This is a genomic window from Alcanivorax sp. NBRC 102024 (genome assembly GCF_001602235.1).
In the GTDB taxonomy this organism is placed as follows: domain Bacteria; phylum Pseudomonadota; class Gammaproteobacteria; order Pseudomonadales; family Alcanivoracaceae; genus Alcanivorax.
Genome location: NZ_BDAS01000001.1, coordinates 1 through 25890, shown reverse-complemented (window position 1 = coordinate 25890; position 25890 = coordinate 1). Strand labels below are relative to the sequence as shown.

The 25890-nt window shown below is 60.0% G+C and carries 24 protein-coding genes; 14 read left to right on the top strand and 10 right to left on the bottom strand.

Translation table 11 applies throughout. The features are described from left to right. Positions 1–43 precede the first annotated feature (43 nt). Together A0251_RS00115 and A0251_RS00110 are read right to left on the bottom strand one after the other, a co-directional pair. Positions 44–1534 carry a YifB family Mg chelatase-like AAA ATPase gene (locus A0251_RS00115; protein ID WP_062814827.1) on the bottom strand — a complete coding sequence of 497 codons (1491 nt, stop codon included), beginning with the start codon at positions 1532–1534 and terminating at the stop codon, positions 44–46. Positions 1535–1749: 215 nt separating this feature from the next. Further along, positions 1750–1998, bottom strand: coding sequence for an accessory factor UbiK family protein (locus tag A0251_RS00110; protein WP_062814826.1), 249 nt, complete (start codon positions 1996–1998; stop codon positions 1750–1752). 370 nt (positions 1999–2368) lie between these two features. On the opposite strand from A0251_RS00110, the gene glnK reads away from it, so the two are divergent. From glnK to A0251_RS00095, 3 genes are all read left to right on the top strand, one after another. Then, positions 2369–2707, top strand: coding sequence for a P-II family nitrogen regulator (glnK, locus tag A0251_RS00105; protein ID WP_062814825.1), 339 nt, complete (start codon positions 2369–2371; stop codon positions 2705–2707). A gap of 72 nt (positions 2708–2779) precedes the next feature. Then, on the top strand, positions 2780–4039 hold the full coding sequence (locus tag A0251_RS00100; protein WP_062814824.1) for an ammonium transporter: 1260 nt from the start codon (positions 2780–2782) through the stop codon (positions 4037–4039). A gap of 262 nt (positions 4040–4301) precedes the next feature. After that, the gene (locus A0251_RS00095; protein ID WP_062814823.1) at positions 4302–5501 is read left to right on the top strand and encodes a class I SAM-dependent rRNA methyltransferase; all 1200 of its coding nucleotides are present in this window, start codon (positions 4302–4304) and stop codon (positions 5499–5501) included. Positions 5502–5622: 121 nt separating this feature from the next. On the opposite strand, the gene A0251_RS00090 is transcribed toward A0251_RS00095, so the two are convergent. Beyond that, the gene (locus A0251_RS00090; RefSeq protein ID WP_062814822.1) at positions 5623–6588 is read right to left on the bottom strand and encodes a nitronate monooxygenase family protein; all 966 of its coding nucleotides are present in this window, start codon (positions 6586–6588) and stop codon (positions 5623–5625) included. Positions 6589–6681: 93 nt separating this feature from the next. After that, entirely contained in the window at positions 6682–7299 is a 618-nt protein-coding gene (locus A0251_RS00085; RefSeq protein WP_062814821.1) for a TetR/AcrR family transcriptional regulator, read from the bottom strand. Between the two features lie 163 nt (positions 7300–7462). Between A0251_RS00085 and creB the strand changes: the two genes are divergently transcribed. The 5 genes from creB (at position 7463) to A0251_RS00065 (ending at position 12369) form a co-directional block, all read left to right on the top strand. After that, the gene (gene creB / locus A0251_RS00080) at positions 7463–8134 is read left to right on the top strand and encodes a two-component system response regulator CreB (protein ID WP_156478202.1); all 672 of its coding nucleotides are present in this window, start codon (positions 7463–7465) and stop codon (positions 8132–8134) included. Next, a complete protein-coding gene (creC, locus tag A0251_RS00075) occupies positions 8131–9540 on the top strand; it encodes a two-component system sensor histidine kinase CreC (RefSeq protein WP_062814819.1) in 1410 nt (469 codons plus the stop codon). The genes creB and creC overlap by 4 nt, the downstream gene beginning before the upstream one ends. Positions 9541–9917: 377 nt before the next feature. Further along, a complete protein-coding gene (gene creD / locus A0251_RS00070; protein ID WP_062814818.1) occupies positions 9918–11285 on the top strand; it encodes a cell envelope integrity protein CreD in 1368 nt (455 codons plus the stop codon). Beyond that, entirely contained in the window at positions 11275–11541 is a 267-nt protein-coding gene (locus A0251_RS17295) for a hypothetical protein (RefSeq protein WP_156478201.1), read from the top strand. Before creD ends, A0251_RS17295 begins: the two co-directional genes overlap by 11 nt. Positions 11542–11679: 138 nt before the next feature. Next, positions 11680–12369 (top strand): outer membrane beta-barrel protein, encoded by a 690-nt coding sequence (locus A0251_RS00065; protein WP_062814817.1) that lies wholly within the window; start codon positions 11680–11682, stop codon positions 12367–12369. Positions 12370–12551: 182 nt separating this feature from the next. Here A0251_RS00065 and A0251_RS00060 read toward each other — a convergent pair whose 3' ends face one another. Then, a complete protein-coding gene (locus A0251_RS00060) occupies positions 12552–13193 on the bottom strand; it encodes a TetR/AcrR family transcriptional regulator (RefSeq protein WP_062814816.1) in 642 nt (213 codons plus the stop codon). A 132-nt stretch (positions 13194–13325) separates the two neighbouring features. On the opposite strand from A0251_RS00060, the gene A0251_RS00055 reads away from it, so the two are divergent. Both A0251_RS00055 and A0251_RS00050 read left to right on the top strand, forming a co-directional pair. After that, positions 13326–14480 (top strand): efflux RND transporter periplasmic adaptor subunit, encoded by a 1155-nt coding sequence (locus A0251_RS00055; protein ID WP_062814815.1) that lies wholly within the window; start codon positions 13326–13328, stop codon positions 14478–14480. Positions 14481–14491: 11 nt separating this feature from the next. Continuing rightward, a complete protein-coding gene (locus tag A0251_RS00050) occupies positions 14492–17569 on the top strand; it encodes an efflux RND transporter permease subunit (protein ID WP_062814814.1) in 3078 nt (1025 codons plus the stop codon). A 259-nt stretch (positions 17570–17828) separates the two neighbouring features. Here the strand turns inward: A0251_RS00050 and A0251_RS00045 are convergent, their stop codons facing one another. Further along, the gene (locus A0251_RS00045; RefSeq protein ID WP_103917378.1) at positions 17829–18302 is read right to left on the bottom strand and encodes a hypothetical protein; all 474 of its coding nucleotides are present in this window, start codon (positions 18300–18302) and stop codon (positions 17829–17831) included. Between the two features lie 56 nt (positions 18303–18358). On the opposite strand from A0251_RS00045, the gene A0251_RS00040 reads away from it, so the two are divergent. Then, the gene (locus A0251_RS00040) at positions 18359–19393 is read left to right on the top strand and encodes a transporter substrate-binding domain-containing protein (RefSeq protein ID WP_231874125.1); all 1035 of its coding nucleotides are present in this window, start codon (positions 18359–18361) and stop codon (positions 19391–19393) included. A gap of 25 nt (positions 19394–19418) precedes the next feature. On the opposite strand, the gene A0251_RS00035 is transcribed toward A0251_RS00040, so the two are convergent. The 4 genes from A0251_RS00035 to A0251_RS00020 all read right to left on the bottom strand — a co-directional run bounded on the left by A0251_RS00035 (position 19419) and on the right by A0251_RS00020 (position 22739). Continuing rightward, entirely contained in the window at positions 19419–20102 is a 684-nt protein-coding gene (locus A0251_RS00035) for a DUF6901 family protein (protein ID WP_062814812.1), read from the bottom strand. Further along, a complete protein-coding gene (locus tag A0251_RS00030) occupies positions 20092–21549 on the bottom strand; it encodes an ATP-binding protein (RefSeq protein ID WP_062814811.1) in 1458 nt (485 codons plus the stop codon). The genes A0251_RS00035 and A0251_RS00030 overlap by 11 nt, the downstream gene beginning before the upstream one ends. A 33-nt stretch (positions 21550–21582) precedes the next feature. Beyond that, positions 21583–22050, bottom strand: coding sequence for a response regulator (locus tag A0251_RS00025; RefSeq protein WP_231874124.1), 468 nt, complete (start codon positions 22048–22050; stop codon positions 21583–21585). Positions 22051–22316: 266 nt separating this feature from the next. After that, complete coding sequence (locus A0251_RS00020; protein WP_062814809.1) at positions 22317–22739, bottom strand: PaaI family thioesterase; 423 nt, start codon at positions 22737–22739, stop codon at positions 22317–22319. Positions 22740–22876: 137 nt separating this feature from the next. Here A0251_RS00020 and A0251_RS00015 point away from each other — a divergent pair, with 137 nt between their 5' ends. From A0251_RS00015 to A0251_RS00005, 3 genes are all read left to right on the top strand, one after another. Next, positions 22877–23170, top strand: a complete 294-nt coding sequence (locus A0251_RS00015) for a hypothetical protein (protein WP_062814808.1) — start codon at positions 22877–22879, stop codon at positions 23168–23170. 67 nt (positions 23171–23237) lie between these two features. Then, positions 23238–24470: a TolC family protein gene (locus A0251_RS00010; protein WP_062814807.1), complete on the top strand. Its 1233-nt coding sequence runs from the start codon at positions 23238–23240 to the stop codon at positions 24468–24470. Between the two features lie 92 nt (positions 24471–24562). Then, positions 24563–25783, top strand: a complete 1221-nt coding sequence (locus A0251_RS00005; RefSeq protein ID WP_062814806.1) for an efflux RND transporter periplasmic adaptor subunit — start codon at positions 24563–24565, stop codon at positions 25781–25783. Positions 25784–25890 lie beyond the last annotated feature (107 nt).

The window sequence follows — 25890 nt, the reverse complement described above, 5'->3', positions numbered from 1 at the left end:
ATCCTGATCGCCGGCTGATCCGGCGTCAGGAGCCGGGGTCGGCTCATTGGGTGTCTGCGACGGATTGCCGGTAGCTGAGGGCTTCGCGCAGGTGATCCCGGTCGACGGCGTCGGTGCCGGCCAGATCGGCGATGGTGCGTGCCACCCGGGCACTGCGATGCAGGGCCCGGGCAGACAAGCCCATGCGGGTCATGACATTGGCCAGCCAGTCCCGGTGGGGGCGCAGCAACGGGTCCAGGTCATCGCTGCCCAGTTCCCGGTTCAGGCGTTGCTGACGTCGCCATTGCCGTTGCCAGGCGTCGCGGACCCGGGCGCGTACCATGTCGCTGGTTTCTCCCTGCCGGTCACCCAGCAGTTCCTTTGCTTCCACGGCGGGCACGTCCAGATGCAGGTCAATGCGGTCCAGTAACGGCCCGGACAGTTTGTTCTGGTAACGCTTTGCCTTGTCGCACCGATAGCCACAGCCCTTTTCCGGGTCACCCAGGTACCCGCAGGGGCAGGGGTTCATGGCGGCGATCAATTGAAAGCGGGCGGGGAAAGTCAGTTGTTGGGCGGCACGGGCGATACTCACCTCGCCGGTTTCCAGCGGTTCCCGTAATACCTCCAGCACCCGCCGATCAAATTCCGGCAATTCATCAAGAAACAGGATGCCGTGGTGTGCCAGGGAAATCTCCCCGGGCCGCGGGTGGCTGCCCCCGCCCACCAGGGCCGTGGCGGATGCGGTGTGGTGAGGGGCCCGGTAGGGGCGTTGATGAAACTGGTCGGCCGGACGCGGCTGTTTCAGCGAATGGATGGCCGCCACTTCCAGGGCCTGCTTCGGGTGCAAGGGAGGCACCAGGCCAGGCAGGCGGGAGGCCAGCATGCTCTTGCCGGCCCCCGGAGGCCCGCTGAGCAGCAGGGAATGGCCGCCAGCGGCGGCAATTTCCAGTATCCGTTTGGCGGCGGCCTGGCCGCGGATTTCCGACAGGCAGGCGCCCTGGAACGTGTTGGCTTGCGGTGCGGGATGCGCGTGCTGTGACAGCAGGCTCTGGCCGGTCAGGTGGGCGGCCACCTGGGCCAACCGGTCACCGGCGACGGTAACAGCGCCGGCCAGTGCCGCCTCGTCGGCATTGTCGCGGGGAACAATCAGGGTGCGGCCGGTATGCTGGCAGGCCAGGGCACAGGGCAGCATGCCGGGGACCTGGCTCAGGGCGCCATTCAGCGCCAGTTCCCCGATGAATTCGTACTGGTTACCGTCCAGCTTTCCGAGCTGACCGCTGGCCAGCAGGATGCCCAGGGCAATGGGCAGATCAAAACGGCCACCGTCCTTGGGCAGATCCGCCGGGGCCAGACTGACGGTAATGCGCCGTTGGGGAAACTCAAAACCACTATTGACCAGCGCCGAGCGTACCCGGTCCCGGCTTTCCCGCACGGCGGTGTCGCCCATGCCAACGATGGTGAAGGCAGGCAGGCCCGGCGCCAGATGGGTCTCCACCCGCACTTCCCGGGCCTGGATTCCGAGCGGGGCGCGGCTGTAGAGCAATGCGTGCGTCACGTTTCCTCGCAGAATTCAGGGGTTGCGAGGCAGTGTACGGGGAGGAGGTGGCGCTACGTGTGCGAGGTTGTCGGTGGCAGATGTAGGAAATCAGACTTTCGTAGGAGCGTAGCGAATCACTTGCCCGGAGATACGAGTGACGAGGAGCGAGTTGCGAAAGGCTGGGCTGGTCGGGCTCTTCGAAACTCGTACCTCGTCACTCGCTTTCGGTGGCGTCAGGCGTCCGTCGTTTTCTCCAACTCCGCCACCTGCTTCTCCAGTGCTTCCAGCTTTTCCCGGGTGCGCATCAATACCTGCTGCTGAATATCGAACTCTTCCCGGGTGATCAGGTCCAGTCGGCTGACGGCCTCCGCCAGTACGCTGCGCACATTTCGCTCCACTTCGCTGCGCAGGCCGCCCAGATCGGTGGGCAGGCGCCCGCTGATGTCGGCCATGAGGCGGTCGATAAAGGGTTGGTCGCGCATCTCGAATCTCCATCGGGGGCAGGACCCATGGTTGGCCAGGGCCGCTGGCAATGCGGTCTGTGGCGATGGTCCTTGTATTGGTGGGCGGATGGTAGCACGGTGTCCGGGGGCGCGGCACCGGCGGTGCAGGGCAGAGGCGATGCACCAAGTTGGAACTCGCCCCAAGGTGGTGCGCTATAATGGCGCGCCGAACCGATTCCTTGAATCGGAATCGGTGTGTAACTCCCTGAAAATGTATGACTTTCTAAATCTGGCATGGGTCGTGCACTTGTAGGGTCAGAGCGTTCGAGCAAACTGTGGATCGGGAACCATAACGGGGCTCGAAGTGAAACGGACGACACCGGACGCGGTGAAAGCTGAGGAGAATGAAATGAAACTGGTTACTGCCGTAATTAAGCCGTTCAAATTGGATGACGTGCGTGAAGCACTCTCCGAGATCGGCGTACAGGGCATCACCGTTACCGAGGTGAAAGGCTTTGGACGCCAGAAAGGTCACACCGAGCTGTACCGGGGTGCCGAGTATGTGGTGGATTTTCTGCCCAAGGTAAAAATCGAGGTGGCCATCGCCGAATCCTCTCTGGATCAGGTGATTGAAGCCATCGCGAAAGCTGCCAATACCGGCAAGATTGGTGACGGCAAGATCTTCGTTACCACCCTGGAGCAAGCCATTCGTATCCGTACCGGTGAGACCGGTGAGGACGCGATTTAAAGTTTTACCGTGTTGTAAATCGACCCATGCCAGGGTTTAGAGAACACGCTTCCATTTTCGGAGGGTTGCATTGTGGAAAATCAAATTTTTGAACTTCAGTACGCCATGGACACCTTTTATTTTCTGGTGTGTGGCGCATTGGTAATGTGGATGGCTGCCGGTTTTGCCATGCTGGAAGCCGGTCTGGTGCGTGCGAAAAACACCACCGAAATTCTCACCAAAAACGTGGCGCTGTTTGCCATTAGCTGCATCATGTATCTGGTGTGCGGTTACGCCATCATGTACGGCGGCGGCATCTTCCTGGACGGTATCGAAGCCTTCGATCTGGCCGGTGTACTGAGTGCCTCTGCGGAGAACGGTTTCGACGGCGATTCTGTCTACTCCGGTGCCTCTGACTTCTTCTTCCAGGTGGTGTTCGTGGCGACTGCCATGTCCATTGTTTCCGGTGCGGTTGCCGAGCGCATGAAGCTGTGGGCCTTCCTGGCTTTCGCAGTGGTCATGACCGGTGTGATCTATCCGCTGGAAGGTTCCTGGACTTGGGGTGGTGCCGACGTATTCGGTCTGTACAACCTGGGCGACCTGGGCTTCTCTGACTTCGCCGGTTCCGGCATCGTTCACATGGCCGGTGCTGCTGCTGCCCTGGCGGGTGTACTGCTGCTGGGTGCCCGTAAAGGCAAGTACGGTCCTAACGGTGAAGTGCACGCTATCCCCGGTGCCAACCTGCCGCTGGCGACCCTGGGTACCTTCATCCTGTGGATGGGCTGGTTCGGCTTCAACGGCGGTTCCGTACTGAAGCTGGGTGATGCTGCTAACGCACACTCTGTTGCCATGGTGTTCCTGAACACCAACGCTGCCGCCGCTGGTGGTGCTGTTGCTGCCCTCATCGTTGGCCGCATCCTGTTCGGCAAGGCTGACCTGACCATGCTGCTCAACGGTGCGCTTGCCGGTCTGGTTGCCATCACTGCCGAGCCGTCTACCCCGACTCCGCTGCTGGCTACCCTGTTCGGTGCTGCTGGTGGTGTGCTGGTAGTGTTCAGCATCCTGACTCTGGACAAGCTGAAGATCGACGATCCGGTGGGTGCCATCTCCGTCCACGGTGTGGTGGGTCTGCTGGGTCTGCTGCTGGTACCGGTTACCAACGCTGATGTGTCCTTCTCCGGCCAGATCATCGGTGCCGCTACCATCTTCATCTGGGTATTCGTGGCCAGCCTGATCGTCTGGGGCATCCTGAAAGCCGTCATGGGCATCCGGGTTTCCGAGGAAGACGAGTACGAAGGCATGGACATCGCCGACTGCGGCATGGAAGCCTACCCGGAATTCGTGAAAGGCTAATCCTTTCCCACGATTTCCTTGAAATGACAGGGCGCCTTCGGGCGCCCTTTTTTTGTTTTCAAAAAAGGGGCGCGGAGCCTTTGCAGGGCGAGAAAGGTCGATTAGGCGTTACGAGGTACGAGGAGCGAGTCACGAAAGCAAAGCCCTGCGTCCGCGAAAGCCAGGTTTTCGCTCCTCGCTCCTCGAGACTCGTATCTCGTATCAGAGGCGTTTGTCCTCTGTGCTATGATGCCCCCTTTTCCGCCAGCTGCCTGCCGACACCATGACCGAAACCACTGTTATCCGCCTACGCAAGAATGAAGAGCGCCGCCTCAAAGCCGGCCATCTGTGGGTCTATGCCAACGAGATCGACACCCGCCATACCCCGCTGCGGGATCTGCCCGCCGGCGTTGCCTGTGTGGTGGAAGACAGCCGCGGCAAACCGCTGGGCCGGGCCCTGCTCAGTCCTCATTCACTGATTGCTGCCCGTCTTTACAGTCGGGATGTGAAGCAGGAGCTGTCGCGCAGCTTCTTCAAGAAGCGCATCGAACAGGCTCTGGCTCTGCGCGAAACGCTCTTCGAAGAACCCAGCTACCGGTTGATCTTCGGTGAAGCCGATGGCCTGCCGGGCCTGGTGGTGGATCGTTTCGGTGATGTACTGGTGGTGCAGACCGGCTCCGGTGCCATGGAAGCGCATCTGGAGACCATCGTCAGTGCCCTGGATGCGGTACTCAGCCCCACGCATATCATTGCCAAAAACGAAGCGGCGGCCCGGGAAATCGAGGGCATGGAGCGCTACACCAAGGCATTGAAAGGGGATCTGGTCGACGAAGTCTCGCTCACCGAAAACGGCGCCCACTTTGTGGCACCGCTGGCGGAAGGGCAGAAAACAGGCTGGTTCTATGATCACCGCAGTGCCCGCCAGGCCATGGCGCCATTGGCCAGGGGAGCACGGGTGCTGGACGTGTTTTCCTACTGCGGCGGCTGGGGCGTGCAGGCAGCACTGGCAGGAGCCGAATCAGTGACCTGTGTGGATGCCTCGGAAACTGCCACCGATTATGTGCACCGCAACGCCGAGCTGAACGGGGTGGCGGACAAGGTGGGCAGCATCCAGGGCGATGCCTTTGCCGCCATGAAGCAGCTGATCGCCGATGGCGAAAAGTATGATCTTGTGGTGCTGGATCCGCCGGCCTTCGTGAAACGCAAAAAGGATTTCAAGAATGGCCTGGCCGGCTATCACGCCATCAACGAGCTGGCCCTGCGCCTGATCAAGCCGGGCGGCTACCTGATCTCCGCCTCCTGCTCCATGCACATGCCGGCGGACCGTTTGCTGGAAGTGATCCACAGCAGTGCTCGTCACATTGACCGCAGTGTGCAGGTGATCGGTTATCAGGGGCAGGGGCCGGACCATCCGGTGCACCCGGCCATAGTGGAAACCTCCTACCTGAAAAGCTGGTTCTGCCGGATCAATTTCAGTCTGTAACGGGTGGTTTCTGCAGTGCCTGTCAGGAATGAATGCCAGCCACGTGACGCTCAGGCTGATTGATTAAACGAAAAAGACTCGCCCGGAAACCGGGCGAGTCTTTTTGTTTCCGGGCAAGAGTCTAACCGGCGAAAAGCGCCTGTTTCGCCGCAGCATATTCTTCGGCGAGACGGGCCACCATATCGCCAGTCCTTTCCACCGCGTCGATGGCACCAATCCCCTGACCGCAACCCCAGATATCCTTCCAGGCTTTCTTGTCGGTGTTGCCACCAGAGCCGAAGTTCATGGCGGAGGGATCACTTTCCGGAAGATTGTTCGGGTCCATGCCGGCGTTGATGATGGAGGGCGCCAGGTAATTGCCGTGCACACCGGTGAACAGGTTGCTGTAGACGATGTCTTCCGCGCGGCTGTCCACAATCATCTGCTTGTAGCCCTGGGCGGCGTTGGCTTCTTCGGTGGCGATGAACATGGAGCCGATGTAGGCCAGGTCGGCGCCCATGGCCTGGGCGGCGAGCACGCTGCGGCCATTGGCGATGGAGCCGGACAGGGCCAGCGGGCCGTCGAACCAGGTGCGCAGTTCCTGAATCAGGGCAAAGGGAGACAGGGTGCCGGCGTGGCCTCCGGCACCGGCGGCCACGGCGATCAGGCCGTCGGCGCCTTTTTCGATGGCCTTGCGACCGAACCGGTCATTGATCACATCGTGCATTACCATTCCGCCCCAGCCGTGAACCGCCTGGTTCACTTCCACGCGGGCGCCCAGCGAGGTAATCACCATCGGCACTTTGTATTTCTCGCACAGCTCCAGATCCTTCTCCAGCCGGTCGTTGGAGCGGTGCACGATCTGATTGACGGCAAAGGGCGCGGCGGGCTGGTCTGGATGATCCCGGTCCCAGGCAGCCAATTCCTCGGTAATGCGGTGCAGCCACTCGTCCAGTTGCGACAGGGGGCGGGCATTGAGGGAAGGAAAAGAGCCGATGATGCCGGCTTTGCATTGAGCCAGCACCAGATCCGGGTTGGAAATGATGAACAGGGGCGAGCCCATCACGGGCAGGCGCAGGCGATCAGCGATGGAAGAGGGCAGGGACATGATGGGTTCTCCGCTAATTGATTTACCCTGTAAAATTTACACCGTATAAGTTAAACATCAAGTCCTCTCTGCCCATGTGTCTGAGCGAATCGGTCAGTGCTCCAGAGAGGGGGGGTTAACGCGCATACCCGCATACAGGGTACGCATGATCTTCTCGCGCAGGGTGTCGCCATCCATGCCGCGCAGGCCGCTGGCCAGTTCCAGTACCACAATGCCGTGCAGGGTGGCCCAGAACATGTAGCCGATCAGCTGGGCGTCCCCCTCCAGCAGGCCGGCCTCAATCATCTCACGCACATAGCCCACCATGGTCTCCTGGGCGCGGAGATTGGCTTGACGCAACTCCGGGTAACGTTCTTCGTCGGGTTGCGTGAAAGAAAAGATCAGTTGGTAGGCCGCCGGGTAGGTCTTGGCAAAGGCCACGTAGGCATCCCCCACGGCCCTGGCCTTGGCACGGGCATCCGGGGCCTGCTGCACTGCCTGCTCCAGGCTGGCGGAAAAGCGGTGGAAGGCTTCCGCGCGCACGGTAGCCAGGATTTCGTCCTTGTCCTGGAAATAACGGTAGGGCGTCATCGGGCTGACCCCAAGCGTGCTGGCGATCTGACGCATGGTCACATTCTGGGGCCCCCGTTCAATGAACAGCCGGGTGGCCACATCACAGACCCTGTCGCGGAAAGCGGCAATTTCTTCGTCGGTTTTGGGCTTCTTCGCCAAGGGGGATGCTCCGCTGCCAGGGGGTTGGGCTTACAGTGTAAACGAAGAGCGGGCCGTCACCGAAACCCACTTGCCATATGCCGGTTGGGTGAACAGTGACATCCTCCCTTGGGCCGTTCGGACTCTGTGGTTATGATGCCAGTGTCTTGGCAGGGGAATGGCTGTGAGCCGAATCTTGATTGTGGATGATGAGCCGCGCATCGCGGAGCCGTTGATGTTTGCGCTGGAGCGCGAGCATTTCGCGGTGGACCACGTGCCGCTTGGGCAACAGGCTCTGGAGCATCTCGCCAGCCGGGTGTTTGATCTGGTGGTGCTGGACGTGGGGTTGCCGGACCTGAACGGTTTCGACGTACTCAAACAACTACGCCAGTCCAGCCAGGTGCCGGTGCTGTTTCTCACCGCCCGTCAGGATGAAGTGGATCGCATCCTCGGGCTGGAGCTGGGTGGCGACGATTATGTGACCAAGCCGTTCAGCCCCCGCGAAGTGGTGGCCCGCATTCGTGCCATTCTCAAACGGCTTGCTCCCCACGGGGAAGCGCGCGCCACCGACCTGTGGAAGCTGGACGAAGCCGGTGCGCAGATTTTTTTTCGTGGTACCGCGCTGACGTTGACACGCTCCGAATTCCGCATCCTTTCCGCACTGCTTAAACATCCCGGGCAGGTTTTTACCCGGTCGCAATTGCTGGATATTTGCGACAGTGATGAAGACAGTTTCGAGCGCAGTGTGGATACCCATATCAAGACCCTGCGAGCCAAGTTGCGACCGCTGGATGGCGAGAGGCTTATCGCCACCCGTCGTGGCATCGGCTACTACCTCGAGAGCCATAGCCAATGAAACTCGGGCAGCGCTTGCTGGTGTTCTATTTCCTGATTCTGGGGGTGGTGAGCTGGTTTGTGCTCGATCTTGTGTTCGGTCAGGCCAAACCACTGGTGCGCCAGTCCGCCGAAGAAACCCTGGTAGATGCGGCCAACCTGCTGGCGGAAATTGTTGCCGAGGATGCGGAGAGCGGCGAGATCGTGATTACCCCTTCACTGCGCCAGGCCCTGAATCGTTATGCCGGGCGTACACCGGATGCGGATATCTGGGGCCTGAAAAAAGACCGTATCCATACCCACATCTATATCACTGGTCCCACCGGTACCGTGTTGTTCGATTCCCGGGGCAAGGATGAAGGTGAGGACTTCTCCCGCTGGAATGATGTGCATCTGACTCTGCAGGGTCGCTACGGGGCACGTACTACCCGCACGGACCCTGAGGACCCGTCTACCTCGGTCATGTATGTGGCCGCCCCGATCCGCCACAGCGGCAGCCTGATCGGGGTCATCAGCCTGGGCAAACCGGGGCGTGCCATCGAGCCTTTTGTGCAACGGGCGGAACGGCATCTGTTGCTGTATGGCGGTGCGGCCCTGTTCGGCTGTCTGCTGCTGGGGGGACTGCTGGCCTGGTGGCTCAGCCGTCGGGTCAATCGCCTGCGAGGCTATGCGGAGGCGGTGGCCAATGATGAGCGCCCGGCGCCGCCGGCATTTCGTGGCAACGATGAGATCCGCGCTCTGGCCGATGCCGTTACGGCCATGCGTCGTCGACTGGAAGAGCGTGCGCGGCTGGAAGATAACGTCAGCCTCCTGACCCATGAAATGAAAAGTCCGCTGGCGGCGATCCGTGGCGCCGGAGAAATTCTCCAGGATGAGATCCGGGATCCATCACTGATCCGCTTTACCGATAACGTGATTCATGAAAGTCAGCGGCTCAGCGATCTTCTTGACCGGCTGCTGGCCATGGCCAGACTGGAAAAGCTGGAAAGTCTGCCGGACCGCAAGCGTCGCGTCTCAATTTCCCCGTTGGTGGAAGAATGGCAGCGCAGCCGCTATTCGTTATTGGCAGAAAAACAGCTGGATGTGAGTGTCGCTGGCAGCGACCTTCAGGCAGAAGCCGATACCCTCAAACTGGCCCTGTTCAACCTGCTCGATAATGCGCTGCGTTTTGCCAGTGCGAGAACCACACTCGGGGTACAGGTGGAAGGCAACGCACTGAGCGTGACAAACATTGGCCCGGCGATACCAGACTATGCGTTGGCGCGCGTCACCGAGCGCTTCTATTCCCTGCCGGCCCCGGGCCATGACAAAAGCTCCGGCCTGGGCCTGGCGATGGTCAACGAAATCGCCACCCTCCACGGCGGCAGCCTGACACTGGCAAACACCGACAACGGTGTCCGCGCCACCCTGACCATCCCCCAGCACTAACATTTCTACAAACCCGCTGTAGGCGCTCCTCTTGAGGTGCGAACCGCGCTTGCGAGGAAACCGCCCGCAGGGCGATCAGGCCTTTCAGATATCGGTAGATCTTTCCAGAATAGATTGCTACCGGATCGGATCTTCCATCGCATTCGGCTTCGCCCCTCAAGAGGGGCTCCAACGACCAAGGTTTGGAGTTTGTTTTTCCTTGTGGCATCTCACTCCTCGCTCCTCGCTCCTCGCTCCTCGCTCCTCGCTCCTCGCTCCTCGCTCCTCGCTCCTCGCTCCTCGCTCCTCGCTCCTCGAAACTCGCTTCCCCACACAATCCCCACAAAACCCTCAACCTGGCTTCGCACACTGGTCTCTCCATATGAGGGAGAGGAACCATGCGACCCAACCTGTTACTGAAAATGCTCACGATAGCCGGCCTGCTCATGGTGCTGGTGATTCCCCTGTTGATGATCCAGGGCAAGGTACGCGATCGCAGCCAGGATGCCTGGCAGGTCAAACAGCAAATCGCTCGTCAGGTCAGTGGCGAACAGCAAATCAGCGGCCCGGTCATTGTTACCCAGCGAATCCGCAAGCAACTGGTGGAAAAGACGGATTGTCGCCGCGGCGAAAGCTGCACGGTGGTGGAAAAACGCCCCGTACTGGAGAGCCAGATTCCCGATGCCCTGAATGTGGATGGCCAGTTGCAGACGCAGATGCGTTACCGGGGGATCTATGGCACACCGGTCTATCGCAGCCTGTTGCATCTGGAAGCGGTGTTTCCTGCCAATTGGCAACAGGTCAAGCAGCCGGAGCAAGTCCTGGCGTCGCGGCCATCCTTGCTGGTGCTGCAGATCAGTGATCTGCGCGGTCTGGTGGAGCGGCCGCAGATCCTGGTCAACGATGTGCCTCTGGCGCTGGTGGAAACCGAACAGTTGCCCTCCGGGCTGGGTGCCAATGCGGTGGCAGTGCAATTGCCGGATGACCTGTCCGGTGCCTTCACCGTCAAGGTGCGGTTAAACCTGAACGGCACCGAATCCCTGGCAACACTGCCGCTGGCCAAGGAAACCCGCATTGGTCTGCGTGCGGACTGGCCGCACCCGAGTTTTGAGGGGCTGGTATTGCCCGTGGAAAGAGAAATTAACGCGGAAGGCTTCAGCAGCCAGTGGCGCACCAATAGCCTGGCGGCGGCCAGCGCCATTCTCTGTGCCCGCGGTGATGGCGCCTGCGGTGACGCTAACCAGGCGCTACGGGTAAGGCTGGTGCAGCCGGTGACCGGATTGCTGTCCAGCGAACGTGCTCTGAAATACAGCTATCTGATTGTCGGCCTCACCTTTGCCGCCTTTTTTCTGTTTGAAATATTGCGCCGTTACCCATTGCACGCCATGCAATATCTGCTGGTGGGTCTGGCGCTGGCCATGTTCTACCTGCTGCTGGTAGCGCTCAGTGAGCATATCGATTTTGCCCTGGCCTACCTGGCCGCAGCGTTGTCGTGTTGTGCGTTGATCGGCGTCTACCTGATGGCAGTGTTGCGATCACTCCAGGCAGGGTGGAGCTTTGCGGTCAGCTTGTTACTGGTGCAGGGGCTCATCTACGGCATCCTGATGGCGGAAGATTACGCCTTGCTGTTGGGGGCTCTGTTGTTATTTGCCGCTCTGGCGATGGTGATGCTGGTTACTCGCAACCTGGACTGGTATGCCTTTGCCGTCCTGGGCAAGGCCGTGGCAAAAGCAAAAGCGGCACAGGCGGAACCGAATGAGCCCTAGTCGCATCGTGCGTTTACTGAAGGCCAGTCGACGCTATCCCTCCCAGCGTCTTGGTTTGCTGGAACGGGCCCTGCGCCTGTGCCAGCAGGTCCTGGCCGCGAACGCCGGGGATTGTGACGCCCTGCTCTGGCTGGGGATTATCTGGTGGCAACTGGGAGCAACCCATCGGGGCAGAGCCATCCTGAACATCGTGAGATTGGGCGAAGGAGATGTTGGTGTTTGTTTTCCTGAACCTTCTTGTTGGTCGGGGAAATAGGGAAAACGATGAGAAAACATCAGTAAATTTGTGAATATTGTGGTTTTTTTACAATTAGGTTACTACTTGATGAGGACCAGGGGAGCTATGAAGGCTCAGGAAGGCCTTGGCCCTTTTTTATTAATCAGGGAGAAAGGTATGAATAAGAAAACTTCAGTGTTTGCGGTTGCCGCGCTTGCCGGTGCCATCAGCCAGACTGCCATGGCTGAAGCGCCTTCTTTCAATTACGTGCAGTTCGACTATGTTGTATCCGGTGACTCGGAAATCAGCGAGGGAGGCGTGTCTGAGTCGTTTGATCTTGAGCAGGGCTTCGGGCTGCAGGGCGGTTTCGAAATCGGTGATTATGTGATGGTCATGGGTCGCCATGTGTCGCTGGACTATGAAGACGACGAGGACTTTTTCGTCGAAGCAGATAATGTCGTTTTTAACGATATGACGTTCATTGGTGTCGGTGCGCATTTGCCGGTTGCAGATATGATCGCGCTTTACGGTGCGGTTGGTTTTAGCCGCCCAACCTTCACGGGCTTTGCAAGTGAAGGTTATGGCCTGGAGGTCGGCGCCCGAGCCAACTTCGAAATGGTGACCGCATCACTCTGGTACAACATGGGTAATACCGATACCAAGGTTGATACAGATGGATTGGCCGGTACAGAGTCGCTGGATATCGACCCGGAAATGCTGGGCCTCGATGTGGCCATTTCCTTTGCCCCGGACGCGCCTGAGCTGGTGCTGGGGTACGTTGATGCGACCCATGAAATAGAGGGTGACAACTTTGAAGTTGATGTGGATTACGATCACTTCTCCATTGGCGTAAGAAAATCCTTCTGATCGCCCTGACACGGGATCCGCTTGCGGATCCCGTTTTTCTTTATTGGCAAAAAACGTTCTTTCGCCATTTCCTGATCGATAACCTGTTTTTAAAAAAGAGGCCGCGCTCCATCCAGGAGTGCGGCCTCTTTGTTTCCAGTGTCGAAGTGTTATTCCGCGAATGATCAACTATCCACGGTTAATTATTCACTGCCTTTCCCATAGGCCCGCAAAAACAACTCCACGACCTGTTCCGCATGGGGCTGCGCTTCGCTGGCCGTCATCGGTGGCTGGTAGCCAATCATGACGCGCATATGCTGGCAGCCCTGCAGCAATGCAAAGAAATTTTCCGATGCCTGTTTGGGGTCCGTAACCTCAAGCTGGCCGGCAGCGTTGGCGCTGCGGATCAGGTTTTCCATGGCAGTAAGCGTGCGCTGCGGGCCCGCCTCGAAAAACAGCCGTGACATTTCCGGATCCTGCGTGGCCTGGCTGTTCATCAGCCGTTGCAGTTTGAGCGTATCCGGGCTGTGGATCAGCTCAAGGAAGCCCAGGCCGATCTTGGTGAGGGTGGTGCGCAGGGGCTGATTGCCATCCAGCTCGAAGATCGGCACTGGTAGCATGTTCTGGCATTTCGCCTCGATGGCCGCGGAAAATAACGTTTCCTTGTCGCTGAAATGGCTATAAACCGTCAGTTTGGAAACCCCGGCTTCCTTGGCCACCGCATCCATGCTCGTGCCTGCAAACCCTTGGGAGAGAAAGAGTTTCTCTGCCGCATCCAGGATGGCAGCACGTTTGGCCGGATCCTTTGGGCGGCCACGGGCGGCTGGGGTTGAGGTATCAGTCATCGCACTCACATTTCAATACTGGACGGTTTAGTTTAATAAAATTACTATACTCGACAGTATAGCATAAAGGGAAGGCAACCTCGGTGGCTTTCAAGGTAAACACGGGTTAGCAAAGGGTAGAGGGTAGCTGCCATGTTTCGTTCACTGTTGATACCGGGTCTGGTCATCGGAGTCGTTGGGGCTCTCGGCCTACAGGGCTGTTCCGATGCGGAATCCGGCAAAACCGAAGCACCGCGTCCGGCGCTGGTGGTCCAGCCGCTGACCGCCGGAGCCAGCCAGGACGTATTCCCCGGGGAAGTGCGAGCCCGCTACGAACCGGAGCTGGGTTTTCGCATTGCCGGCAAGATCAGCCAGCGCAAGGTGGACGTGGGCGATCGCGTCAGCAAGGGCGATGTGCTGGCCACTCTGGATACCGATGATGTGAACCTGCAGCTGGATGCAGCCCGTGCCCGCTTTGCCTCTGCCCAGGCCGATCACAAGCTGGCCCGCAGTGAGCTGGACCGCCACCAGGCCCTGCTTGAACGTCAAGTCATCAGCCGCTCCCAGTATGACAGTGTGGAAAGCCGCTTCGACGCGGCCGAGGCCCAGCTGCGTCAGGCCCGCGCCAACCTGAATGTGGCCCGCAACCAGACCGACTATGCCACGCTCAAGGCACCCAGGGACGGGGTGATTGCCCAGCGTCTGGCCGAGGCCGGTCAGGTGGTGGCTGCCGGTCAGCCGGTGTTTGTGCTGGCAGTGGATGGCGACCGGGAAGTGCGTATCGATTTGCCGGAGCAGGACGTGGGTCGGTTTGTGATCGGTATGCCGGTGGCCATCGAGCTGTGGTCCCGCAAGGGCAAGGTATTCCCCGGCACCCTGCGGGAATTGTCCCCGTCGGCGGATCCGCGCTCGCGCACCTTCGAGGCCCGGGTGGCCTTCGATAACGACGACGTGGGCGCCGACCTGGGCCAGTCCGCCCGCGTGGTGGCCAGCGGGGCCGCCGGCAATGGTGTGCTCACGCTGCCTCTTGCGGCAGTGACTGCGGAGGGGGAGAAGCGCTATGTGTGGGTGGTAAACCCGGAAGATGCCAGCCTGATCAAAACCCCGGTGGAAACCGGTGCCTATGGGGCGGAAACCATTCCGGTGCTGTCCGGGCTGCGCGCGGACGCCTGGGTGGTGGCGGCAGGGACGCATTTGCTGCGAGAGGGGCAGACGGTGATTCCCGTGGATCGCCAGAACCGGCAGATTGACCTGGCGGCAGCAGACACGCCGGCCCCGGCCGATGATGCCGGGACGGAAAGCGAATAGGGAGCGCCACCATGTCATTCAATCTCTCGGAATGGGCGCTGAAAAACCGCGCCCTGGTGCTCTACGCGATGCTCCTGCTCGGTGCCATGGGGGCCATTTCCTACGCCAACCTGGGGCAGAGCGAAGATCCGCCGTTCACCTTCAAGTTGATGACCATCAATACCCAGTGGCCCGGTGCCAGCGCGGAAGAAGTCTCCCGGCAGATTACCGAGCGAATCGAAAAGAAATTGATGGAAACCGGCGACTTCGAGCGGATCACGTCCTACTCCCGTCCCGGTGAATCCCTGGTCATGTTCATGGCCCGGGACGAAATGCGCTCCAAGGAAATCAAGGATCTCTGGTACCAGGTGCGCAAGAAAGTGGGCGATATCCGTCATACCTTGCCCCGGGATGCACAGGGGCCGTTCTTCAACGATGAATTCGGTACCACCTTCGGCAATATCTATGCGCTGACCGGCCCGGGGTTCGACTACGCCATCATGAAAGACTACGCCGACCGCCTGCAGCTGGCCCTGCAGCGCGTGGAGGACGTGGGCAAGGTGGAGCTGGTCGGGCTGCAGGACGAAAAGATCTGGGTGGAAATTTCCAACACCAAGCTGGCGTCCCTGGGCATTCCCCTGGTCACCGTGCAGCAGGCATTGCAGTCGCAGAATGCGGTGGCCGACGCCGGCTTTTTTGAAACCCCCAGCAGTAGAGTGCGGCTACGGGTATCCGGGGAATTCACCAGTGTGGACGATATTCGCCAGTTTCCCATCCAGGTGGATAACCGCACCCTCAAGTTGGGTGACATTGCCACCGTTTATCGCGGCTTCAGTGATCCGCCCCAGCCGCGCATGCGCTTTATGGGCGAGAACGCCATCGGCATTGCCGTGTCCATGAAAGACGGCGGAGACATTCTCAAACTGGGTGAAAACCTGGACAAGGCTTTTGCCGAGCTGCAGAAGAGCCTGCCGCTGGGCATGGAACTGCGCAAGGTCTCTGATCAGCCGGCAGCGGTGGAGGCCGGGGTCGGCGAGTTCGTACAGGTGCTGATGGAAGCCCTGGTCATCGTGTTGCTGGTGAGTTTTTTCTCACTGGGCTGGCGCACCGGTATGGTGGTGGCGTTGTCCATCCCGCTGGTGCTGGCCATGACCTTCGCGTCCATGAAGTATTTCGATATCGGCCTGCACAAGATTTCCCTGGGGGCACTGGTACTGGCCCTGGGTCTGATGGTGGACGATGCCATCATTGCGGTGGAAATGATGGCCATCAAGATGGAGCAGGGGTTCAGTCGCCTGAAAGCGGCCGGCTTTGCCTGGAAAAGCACGGCGTTTCCCATGCTCACCGGCACCCTGATCACCGCCGCCGGGTTCCTGCCCATTGCCACGGCGGAATCCAGCACCGGTGAATATACCCGCTCGATCTTCCAGGTGGTGACTATTGCCCTGCTGGCTTCCTGGATCGCCGCGGTAGTGTTCGTGCCGTATCTGGGGGAAAAACTGCTGCCCAACCTGGCCAAGCGGGATGCCAGCGGGGATGTGCACGATCCCTATCAGAAACCCTTTTATCAGCGTTTCCGTGGCGTAGTGGAATGGTGCGTGCGTTATCGCAAAACGGTCATTGGTCTGACCGTGGGTATCTTCGTGTTTTCCCTGCTGCTGTTCAGCCTGGTGCCCCAGCAATTCTTCCCGGCGTCCAACCGGCTTGAGTTGATGGTGGACATGAAACTGGAAGAGGGCGCGTCGCTGGCCGCCACCCAGGAGCAGGCCCTGCGTCTGGAAGCCATGCTTGGCGAGAATGAACAGATCGAGAATTACGTGGGCTACATGGGCAGTGGTTCGCCACGTTTTTACTTGTCGCTGGATCAGAAGTTGCCGGCAGCGTCGGTGGCCCAGTTCGTTATCCTGACCCGCAATATCGAGGATCGGGAACAGGTGCTGAGCTGGCTGGAGGAAACCCTGCGGCGGGATTTCCCCACCGTACGCAGCCGTGTGTCGCGGTTGGAAAATGGTCCGCCGGTGGGTTACCCACTGCAGTTCCGGGTCTCCGGGGAGCACATTCCCCAGGTGCGGGAACTGGCCCGGCGGGTAGCGGCCCAGGTCCGCGATAATCCCGACACCCAGAACGTGCACCTGGACTGGGAAGAGCCCAGCAAGGTGGTGCGCCTGAACGTGGACCAGGACCGGGCCCGGACGCTGGGAATTACCACTGCCGATCTGTCCACGGCCCTGCAGGCATCCCTCTCCGGGGTGGCGGTGAGCCAGTACCGGGAAGATAACGAGCTGATCAATGTGGAAGTGCGCGGCGACAGTCACGAACGCCACGCTCTGGGTTTGCTTGGCAACCTGGCAGTACAAACGCAAAGTGGCCGCAGTGTGCCCCTGAACCAGATTGCCACCCTGGAGTATGGCTTCGAGGAAGGGATTATCTGGCATCGGGATCGACTGCCCACAGTGACCATCCTGGCGGATGTGAAGGGCGATGCCCTGCCGGCCACCCTGGTCAATCAGATCATGCCGCAGCTGGAAGATGTGCGCGCCGACTTGCCGCCGGGCTACCTGTTGGAAGTGGGTGGCACCGTGGAGGAATCCGCCCGTGGGCAGAAATCTGTCAATGCCGGCATGCCGCTGTTCATCCTGGTGGTGATTACCCTGCTGATGCTGCAGCTGCGCAGCATGCCGCTGTCGCTGATGGTGTTTATCACTGCGCCGTTGGGGCTGATCGGGGTGACCTTCTTCCTGCTGATTTTCCAGAAGCCATTCGGGTTTGTGGCCATGCTTGGCACCATCGCGCTGGCGGGCATGATCATGCGGAATGCGGTGATCCTGGTAGACCAGATCGGCCAGGATATGGATCAGGGACTCAGCACCTGGGATGCCATCATCGAATCCACCGTGCGCCGTTTCCGGCCCATTGTCCTGACTGCGCTCACTGCGGTACTGGCCATGATCCCGCTGTCACGCAGTGTCTTCTTCGGCCCCATGGCAGTGGCGATCATGGGCGGATTGATCGTGGCGACGGCACTGACTCTGCTGTTCCTGCCGGCCCTCTATGCCGCCTGGTTCCGGGTCAAGGAAGAACACGCCCCCGCCGGGCACAACGAACGCTGATGAAATGCCGGTCATCACCGGCTTCCCCTTGGCCCCGGTTCTTCCGGGGCTTTTTTTTGGCGAAAACGCCCACGGTTTTTGAAAAGGTAGGGTGCACTGAGCCAGGGTTCAAATCCTTCAGAAAGATCCCCTGTAGGAGCGTCGCTCGCGGCGCGATAACCCGGCGCTGGCGAGTTACGAGAAACGAGTTTCGAAAGTCAAAATCTGCAAGTTGCGAAGTCAGGTTTTCGCTCCTCGCTCCTCGTTTCCCGCAACTGGGCTATCGTGGTGCCACCTCGATAGTCAGCGCCTCGCTCCGCCCCTGATGCGCGGCCCTGACACAGCGCAGGCTGAATGTTCCTTCCCGATCAAACCGCCACGGCAACGTCACCGTGCTGCCCGGTTCACTCAGGCGGGTGTTGGGGTAATCCTTGCGCAGATCCGGCATTAATTTATGTATCAGCGCCTGGTCGCGCAGGGCCGCGTCATCGCCCAGGGCAAACAGGTGCCAGTCATCACTGCGGTTTGTCAGGCGTAACCGCACACTGTGTTGATGCGGGATATCCAGGCGGCTTGGGGTCCAGGAATTGTAAAAATTCACGGACACGATGGGGAAATCTGCCGGGTTTCGCAGTGCTGTGCCCGCCGCCATGGGGATCTCGTCTGGCAGAAAGCCATGGGCCCCGCTACCCTGCGATAGAGACAGCGTGCCGGCCAGCAGTAAAACAACAGGGTATTTCAGTCGGTCAGGCATGGCATCGTGAATGAAGTGGAGGGATCTCTGTGAGAATAAGAATACGTGTTTTGTTGATGGCGTGCCTGTGCGCGTGGATGGCGTCGGCCAGTGCCGCTCCCCTCACCGTGGCCGTGAAGGCCTCACCGCCGTTCAGCTTTCAGAATGGGGATCGCTGGGATGGTGTGAGCGTGGAGCTATGGGAGCAGGTTGCTAAAAACGCGGGTTATGAGTATCGCTTCCGCCCCTATAAAACCGTGGCGGAAATGCTGACGGCGGTGGAACTGGGCCAGGCGGACGTGGCCATCGGTGCCATCAGTGTCACCGCCGACCGGGAGCGGCGTCTGGATTTTACCCAGCCCATGTATCGCGCCGGCTTGGGCATTGCCACCCGCACCGAAGCCAGCGGCTGGATGGCGACCCTGCACGGCCTGTTTTCCTGGAAGTTTTTCTCCGCCGTGCTGGCCCTGGGCCTGGTGTTGCTGCTGGTGGGGTTGCTGGTGTGGCTGTTCGAGCGCAAGAAGAACCCGGAGCAGTTTGGCGGCTCCGCCGGCCAGGGGATCGGCAGCGGCTTTTGGTGGTCCGCAGTGACCATGACCACCGTGGGCTATGGTGACAAGGCACCGGTCAGCGCCGGTGGCCGGGTCGTCGGCCTAGTGTGGATGTTTGTCAGCATCATTACCATTTCCGGTTTCACCGCCGCCATTGCCTCCAGTGTTACCGTTAATCAGTTACAGACCCGGGTGGCCGGGGCCGGGGATCTGCCCAGAGTGGAAACCGCCGTGGTGGAGGCCACCAGTGGTGAGCAATGGCTGGTGGGCGAAGGGCTCAACTACCGGACCTATCCGAATCTGGAGAAAGCCATGCGTGCGGTGGTGCTCGGTGAGGTGGATGCCTTGGTATCGGATGCCCCGGTAATGCGCTACATGCTGCGCGAGCGTGAGGCTTCCCAGGTGCTGGTGTTGCCCAAGCTGGTCCGGGAAGAAAGCTATGCATTTGCCGTGGCCAATGGCAGCCAGCTCCGTGAGCCTATCGACCAGGCCATGCTCGAAATTCTCCCTTCCGAGGAATGGCGCAAGGTACTGAACCGCTACCTGGGTGCCGACCAGTAGCCTCTGACCTCATCCCTCACAGGCCTCAGGCGTCGCTGTCATTGCCAAACAGCGGCGCCAGACTGGCCAGTTCTTCTTCCAGATTCCAGTGCATTTCCCGTGCGGTGACATTCAGCAGCACCAGCGCATTGATGGGGGCATCGGAGGTGCGCTTGCCGCGCAGACGCCGCGTAAAGCAGCGGTTCAATTCATTGAGCGCCGCATAGCGTGCATTCAGTTCTGCCAATGGGTCCTGGCTATCCAGGCGATCCGCCATATGCTGTTGCAGCAGGAAGAGGCTGGCGGAACGCACCAGGGTTTCACTGGCGCTGCTGAGGGGCAGATGGAACCGGGCCATGGGCCGCAGGAAGCGGGTATGGGGGCAGTCACTGAGAGCGCAGATCAAACCGAACAGTGAACTTAACGCCCGCTGCAGCGTGGTGGTCTGCCGGTACTGACGCTGCGGGGTGTCCACTTCCACGGTAACAGTCTGAAACGAGTCACCCAGCGCGGATTCCGGCAACAGAAAAGCCAGATTGAGGGCGATGGGGCAGTAGCGATGTGTCTCCTTGTTCAACGGGCAGTGGCTGCACTGATGATAAGTCAGCGCTGCCCAGGCCGGCGGCGAGAAACGGTCGGGGATGGCGATGGCATCATCGACAAGCTCGATGGGAATGCGTTGTTGAACGCCTTCCGGTGTGGTGAGGGTGTACACATAATCAGGCGGCATGGACGTTGTCAGACTGCTTCAACGGCAGCTTGATGATGAAGGTAGTGCCCGTGCCAGGTGTGCTTTCCACAGTCATGATGCCGCCATGGTGGCGAATGATGTCATGACAGATCGACAGGCCGAGCCCGGTCCCCTTGCCGATGGGCTTGGTGGTGTAGAAAGGTTCGAAGATCTGTTCCAGATGCTCGCCCGGAATCCCGGGTCCGTCATCGGTAACCGTCAGTGTGCACCACGCGTCATCACAGTCCGCGGCAATGGTGATGGTGCCTTTACCCTCAATGGCCTGTGCCGCGTTGACGAACAAATTCATGAACACCTGGGAAAGCTGACTCTCCGAGCCGGGAATCAGTGGCAGGGATTCCAGATTGGCGTGGCTGACATGAATGCGGTTTTTCAGTTCATGCTTGGCCAGGTTCAGTGACGTGGCGATGCAGGTGGCGATGTTGGTCGGAGAGAAGTGTTCCGGCTGATTGTGAGAGAAGTTTTTCAGATCGCGGATAATTTGTTTGATGCGCTCAATGCCCTCGCTGGTTTCGTCAATCAGCGCCGGGTGGTCTTCCAGGATAAAGCGCAGTTTTTTTGCCTCGATCTTCAGGCCCGCCTCGGATTGCAGAAATTGCTCAAATTTTTCTGCGCTGATGCGCTTTTGCAATCCGGTGATCACCTTCGACATGGTGTCCAGGTATTCCCGGGAACGGTTCAGATTGGAAGACAGCATGGCAATCGGATTGTTGATCTCGTGGGCGATGCCCGCGGAGATCGTGCCAAGCGACGCCATTTTTTCCGAGTGCAGCAGCATGGTTTCCACATGGCTGAGTTTCTGGTCTTTCTCTTTCACTTCCTGAATCAGTTGATTGTTCTCGGTTTTGATATCGGTAATGTCCGTACCAAAATAGATAAAACCGTCATCCTCGTCGGAAATATAGGAAAGCGGAAACAGGAACATGTTCATCCAGTAAAGGCTGCCATCTTCCCGCTGGTTGCAGACTTCCCCATTCCAGACTCCGGACGCCGCATGCTTGCATTGCATCATGGGCAGGCCGCTGTCCTGGCTGTCCGGGTGATGGATGCTTTCGTGTTGACCGATCAACTGGGAAAAGGCGTGACCGCTGAGAGACAGAAACTTGCCGTTGGCAAAGGTAATGGTGCCCCGGTTATCCGTGGTCAGCACACAGTATTCATCGATGATCCGCGCCAGGGGGCCGAGCAGGGTCTTGTTGAGTTTGTACTCATCCGCATTCACTTCGATCAAATGCAGCTTGCGTCCGAAACGGTTATCCGTCAGGGACGCAAACTCCGACAACTTGGCTTCCACATTGATGGACGTCCGGTAGGTCTTGTAGAGAAAGAAGATGATGATCAGAAGAATAACGGTGGAAGACACCAGGAAAAGGCCCTGTGCTTCCATGCCGAAGCCGATATCGGCTTTGCCAAGAATGCTTTCCATGAAACGTGTCGTCCTGTATTCGGCTAGCGGCGGTTAGCCCTCGTAGCCAAGACTGCGCAGGGTCTGGCGTTGTTCGCGAACGGTCTCCGCCAGGATGCGGTTTTCCAGCAGGATATCGCGGAACTTGAGGCCTTCGCGAATATTGCCCAGCAGTTGTTCGTCATCCCAGGGCTTGGGAATAAAGCGGAATGCGCCGGCCTTGTTGATGGCAGACATGACCGTTTCGATATCGATGACCCCGGTGAGCAGAATGCGGATGGTATCGGGCTGCAGGTCACGGAGTTCCTGCAGCAACTCCAGGCCATTCAGCTCGGGCATCATGTAATCGGTAATCACCGCATCGAAAACCGTGGTGCGGGCCCGGCGCAGGGCTTCCCGGGGATCCTGGTAGGTTTCCACGTCCCAGTCGGTGTACATGTTGATGGTCCGTTTGAGGGCCTTGAGGATGTAATCCTCATCATCAACGAGCATGACCTGATACATATTCTTATCCTCATTCATGCAGCTCCGGGCGTGGCAAAACCGGGTGAAATAGCAGGAATCGCCCGCCGGACCGTCACCTTTGACGATACCCGCGGGTCTCTGCGCTGACAATTGATGGCAGGTTGAGGAAGGTTCCGGTCATGCTGCCTGTTCTGCCGTTTGTCCGGCATGGACAAAACAGCGGCAAATCAGGGGGAAAACGCCCCGGTAACCGAGGCATTGCAAGGCGTTATGCAGGGAGTCTTCCCCATATGCAAAAAGCGGGAAGGTTCACGAATGGCGCGCTAACGGACGGTGGTAATCGCCTTAGTCACAGAACCGGTGGCAATCAGGCGCTCTTCGCCGCTGGCATTGACCGCCAGGGCTTCCGCCCGCATGGCCGCCAGGGTGCGGCCCAGACGATCCAGCCGGGCGCGAATCACCACGGTTTCCCCTTTCATGGCCGCACGCAGCACACTGCTGTGGGTTTCCACCGTCACCGGTTGCTGGTCGGCGGATAACGACGGCACCACGGCAAAGAAGCAGGCCACGTCCATCAGTGCATAGACGATGCCGCCGTGCAGGGCACCCATGGGATTGGTGGTGAACTCGTTGACCGTAAAACGCACCTCACTGCGACCTTCGCCGGCGCTGAGCAGTTCCAGTTCGCAGGCGCGGTGCAGGGGGTGGGCAAGAACGGAATCACGGACTTCTTCCAGGCGGCTCATGATATCTCTCGTCAGAAAGGGGGCCGTTACTGTGCCGTCTGCCGCCGCGTCTGTGAATGACCGGATGAAACTAAATGCCTTGACCGGGGTCTTCTTTCTTTGCAGAGTAGACCCTCCCCTAACCCACGGCAGGCACCATGAAAGCACTGGTCTGGACATTGCTGCTGATCATCTGCACACACGTGCTGGTGCTTGATGCCATGCATCATGAGCACGATGCCGACGTGGCCGTGGAACAGCTCGATGATGCCCCTGTCCCGCTGGACGTGCTGGATGCCGGCGGGGACCACTGCTGCCAGTGCCATGGCTTCATGGCCAGTATGGAATGCGCCCCCGCCCGTTTGCCTGCACCGCCGGCAACCGTCCTGGCGTTGCGACCCCCCTTGCCGGACGCGCCGGCGGATAATCCGTTTCGCCCTCCCATCGCCTGATCGCCTTTCCGAGCCCGAGTTGCGCCTGAGCGCGACAGATTCCGGATAATCGATCAGGAGCTTTCCCATGGAAAGTCTATCCCCCGTAGTGCGCGGTTGCGCACTGCTATTGCTGCTATGCGCCACTCGGCTGCAGGCAGACACCCCCGCCGGCCAGTGGGCCGGCTGGCTGCAACAACAGATCAACAGCCTGCCCGCCAGCCGTGCCATCAATGCCGAACAGGAACGCTGGCTGGCGGAAAACCGTGATGCGGCGCAGCCGCTCTACAACCCTGCGCTGAACATCGGCTATGAAGACAGCGCGGAAACCACCCGAACCCTGGGGCTCAGCCAGACCCTGGACTGGTCCGGCAAGGCGCGCGCCCGCCGCGATGCGGTGGCGGTGCGCGACACCCTGGCACAACTTCGCGCCGACAAGGCCCGCGCCAGCTTGCTGGCGGACAGCCTCAATGCGCTGGTGGCCTTCGATGCCGCCCGTGCCCGGCTGGCTGCCACTCGCGCCCAGGAGCAGCAGCTGTCCGCACTCAGTGAGTTGATCCGGCGCCGTGAACAGGCCGGAGATCTGGGGCAGGTGGATGCGCAACTGGCCTGGCTGTCCCTGGCCCAGGCCCAGCAGACCCTGGCGGAAGCGGAAAGCGATGCCACGGCGGCGGCGACCCGGTTGCGGCAGGTGTTAGCCAGTGCCCAGCCGGGCCGGCCCCTGCCCGCGGCTCGCCATTGGCAAGCGGTGGCAGTCAGTACCGATACCTCGCAACGGCTGCCGGTTAGCTTTGATCTGCGTCTGGCCCAGCAGCAGCTGGCTCTGGCCGAGCAGGGCGCCACCCTGGCGAGCCGTCAGCGCCGGGCCGATCCCACGCTGGGGTTCAGTGTCGGCCAGGAAGGCGACGACAACCTGTGGGGCGTGGATATCAGCCTGCCGCTGAAAATCTTCAATACCGGTAACGATCGCTATCAGGCTGCCCTGGCCGACAGCGAGTCCCGCCGCGCCTTGCTGGAGAAAACCCGCGCCGATATCGCCGCCCAGCTCGACGGCGCCCTGCGCGATTACCAGCAGCGCCGTGAGCGCTGGCAAACCTGGCAGCAACTGACCGGCGACACCCTGGCCCGCAGCGACGCGCTGCTGGAACGGGTCTGGCAACAGGGCGAGCTCACCACCCAGAGCTACCTGCAGGCTCTCAACCAGCGCCTGGATACCCGCCTGTCCGGTATCGCCCTGCGCGAAGCCATGCAACAGGCCTGGATCGAATGGCTCCAGCAAAGCGCCCAGCTTAATGACTGGCTGAATAGCCTCGCTAACTAACAATGCCGTAGGAGCGTCGCTCGCGGCGCGATCACAAACGTATGGAATCGCGCCGCGAGCGACGCTCCTACGGGAAAATTTGGAAATTTTTTATGAAAACCAAAACACGTTTCAAACAATCCCCACTGGCCCTTGCCCTGCTGGCAACCCTGGCCAGCCCCGTCTGGGCAGAAGAAGACCACGCCCATACCCACAACGAAAGCAACGAAACACAGCAGCATGCCCGGCAGCCGGCACCGGACGGCAATGCCGATCATGATAGCCATGGTCACGGCGACGCGGCCAAAGACACCCATGAGGAAGAAGCAGTCCTGGAGCTAACCGCCGACCAGCAAGCCATGCTCAACCTGCAAGTCATCACCCTGCAACCGCAAACCAACGCCACCCAAACCCTCACGGTCCCGGCAGAAATCATCAGCAACCAGTACCGTACCTGGGTGGTGCCGGTGCGCATCGATTCCCAGGTGCAATCACGCAGCGCCACCCTGGGCCAGCACCTGAAAAAGGGCGAGCCCATTGCCACCCTGTTCAGCCCGGCCATGGCGCAACTGCAAAGTGATTTGCAGGTGGCGGCCGATGCCTGGCGGCGGGTGAATAATCTGGGGCGTCGCACCGTGGGTAATCAGCGCTATCTGGATGCCCAGGGTCAGTACCAGTCCCTGCGCGCCCGCGCCAAAGGCTACGGCCTGGATGATGACGCCATTGCCGCCATCGAAGCGGGCAAGAGTGAAAAGGGCGTTTACACCCTCACCGCCCCGGACGATGGCCTGGTGCTGGAAGATGCCTTCCAGCAAGGCCAGTGGCTCACCGCGGGCAGTGCCCTGGTCACCCTGGTGGATGAATCCGAACTGTGGGCCGAAGCCGCGCTTCCTCCCACCCCCGGATTGCAAATCGCCACCGGCACCCCGGCGCGGGTCATCGTGGGTGACACCACCGTGGATGGCCAGGTGATCCAGTCCGGCCACCGCCTCAACCCGGTCACCCGCACCCTGGCCGTGCGCGTGGCCATTCCCAATGCGGGCCATCTGTTGCACCCGGGCATGTTCGCCGATGTGGCGTTGTCGTTAGCCGCACCCGAGAACGCGCTCACCGTCCCGGAAGAAGCGCTGACCCGTGGCTCCGATGGTGATTGGCAGTTGTTCGTGGAAGAGGAGCCGGGCCATTACCAGCCCGTGGAAATCCAGCTCAACGGCCAACTGGCAAACCGTCGCATCGTCACTGGCATTGAGCCGGGCACCCGCGTGGTCACCCGCGGCGCCTTTTTCCTAGCCAGTGAAATGGCCAAGTCCGGTTTCGACATCCACAACCATTAATTTAATACACCGGTGATGATGCCATGTGCGGCCTCTCTGGAAGGTCCCCTCTCCCTTGAGGGGAGAGGGACAGGGAGAGGGTGAGAGGCTCCAAACGCAGATCAATG

What these genes read in the sequence shown, in the direction of transcription:
- A0251_RS00110 (WP_062814826.1), bottom strand. Translation starts at nt 1,998, where the DNA reads ATGCGCGACCAACCCTTTATCGACCGCCTCATGGCCGACATCAGCGGG.
- glnK (WP_062814825.1), top strand. Translation starts at nt 2,369, where the DNA reads ATGAAACTGGTTACTGCCGTAATTAAGCCGTTCAAATTGGATGACGTG.
- A0251_RS00095 (WP_062814823.1), top strand. Translation starts at nt 4,302, where the DNA reads ATGACCGAAACCACTGTTATCCGCCTACGCAAGAATGAAGAGCGCCGC.
- A0251_RS00090 (WP_062814822.1), bottom strand. Translation starts at nt 6,588, where the DNA reads ATGTCCCTGCCCTCTTCCATCGCTGATCGCCTGCGCCTGCCCGTGATG.
- creC (WP_062814819.1), top strand. Translation starts at nt 8,131, where the DNA reads ATGAAACTCGGGCAGCGCTTGCTGGTGTTCTATTTCCTGATTCTGGGG.
- creD (WP_062814818.1), top strand. Translation starts at nt 9,918, where the DNA reads ATGCGACCCAACCTGTTACTGAAAATGCTCACGATAGCCGGCCTGCTC.
- A0251_RS17295 (WP_156478201.1), top strand. Translation starts at nt 11,275, where the DNA reads ATGAGCCCTAGTCGCATCGTGCGTTTACTGAAGGCCAGTCGACGCTAT.
- A0251_RS00065 (WP_062814817.1), top strand. Translation starts at nt 11,680, where the DNA reads ATGAATAAGAAAACTTCAGTGTTTGCGGTTGCCGCGCTTGCCGGTGCC.
- A0251_RS00060 (WP_062814816.1), bottom strand. Translation starts at nt 13,193, where the DNA reads ATGACTGATACCTCAACCCCAGCCGCCCGTGGCCGCCCAAAGGATCCG.
- A0251_RS00055 (WP_062814815.1), top strand. Translation starts at nt 13,326, where the DNA reads ATGTTTCGTTCACTGTTGATACCGGGTCTGGTCATCGGAGTCGTTGGG.
- A0251_RS00050 (WP_062814814.1), top strand. Translation starts at nt 14,492, where the DNA reads ATGTCATTCAATCTCTCGGAATGGGCGCTGAAAAACCGCGCCCTGGTG.
- A0251_RS00045 (WP_103917378.1), bottom strand. Translation starts at nt 18,302, where the DNA reads ATGCCTGACCGACTGAAATACCCTGTTGTTTTACTGCTGGCCGGCACG.
- A0251_RS00040 (WP_231874125.1), top strand. Translation starts at nt 18,359, where the DNA reads ATGGCGTGCCTGTGCGCGTGGATGGCGTCGGCCAGTGCCGCTCCCCTC.
- A0251_RS00035 (WP_062814812.1), bottom strand. Translation starts at nt 20,102, where the DNA reads ATGCCGCCTGATTATGTGTACACCCTCACCACACCGGAAGGCGTTCAA.
- A0251_RS00030 (WP_062814811.1), bottom strand. Translation starts at nt 21,549, where the DNA reads ATGGAAAGCATTCTTGGCAAAGCCGATATCGGCTTCGGCATGGAAGCA.
- A0251_RS00025 (WP_231874124.1), bottom strand. Translation starts at nt 22,050, where the DNA reads ATGAATGAGGATAAGAATATGTATCAGGTCATGCTCGTTGATGATGAG.
- A0251_RS00020 (WP_062814809.1), bottom strand. Translation starts at nt 22,739, where the DNA reads ATGAGCCGCCTGGAAGAAGTCCGTGATTCCGTTCTTGCCCACCCCCTG.
- A0251_RS00015 (WP_062814808.1), top strand. Translation starts at nt 22,877, where the DNA reads ATGAAAGCACTGGTCTGGACATTGCTGCTGATCATCTGCACACACGTG.
- A0251_RS00010 (WP_062814807.1), top strand. Translation starts at nt 23,238, where the DNA reads ATGGAAAGTCTATCCCCCGTAGTGCGCGGTTGCGCACTGCTATTGCTG.
- A0251_RS00005 (WP_062814806.1), top strand. Translation starts at nt 24,563, where the DNA reads ATGAAAACCAAAACACGTTTCAAACAATCCCCACTGGCCCTTGCCCTG.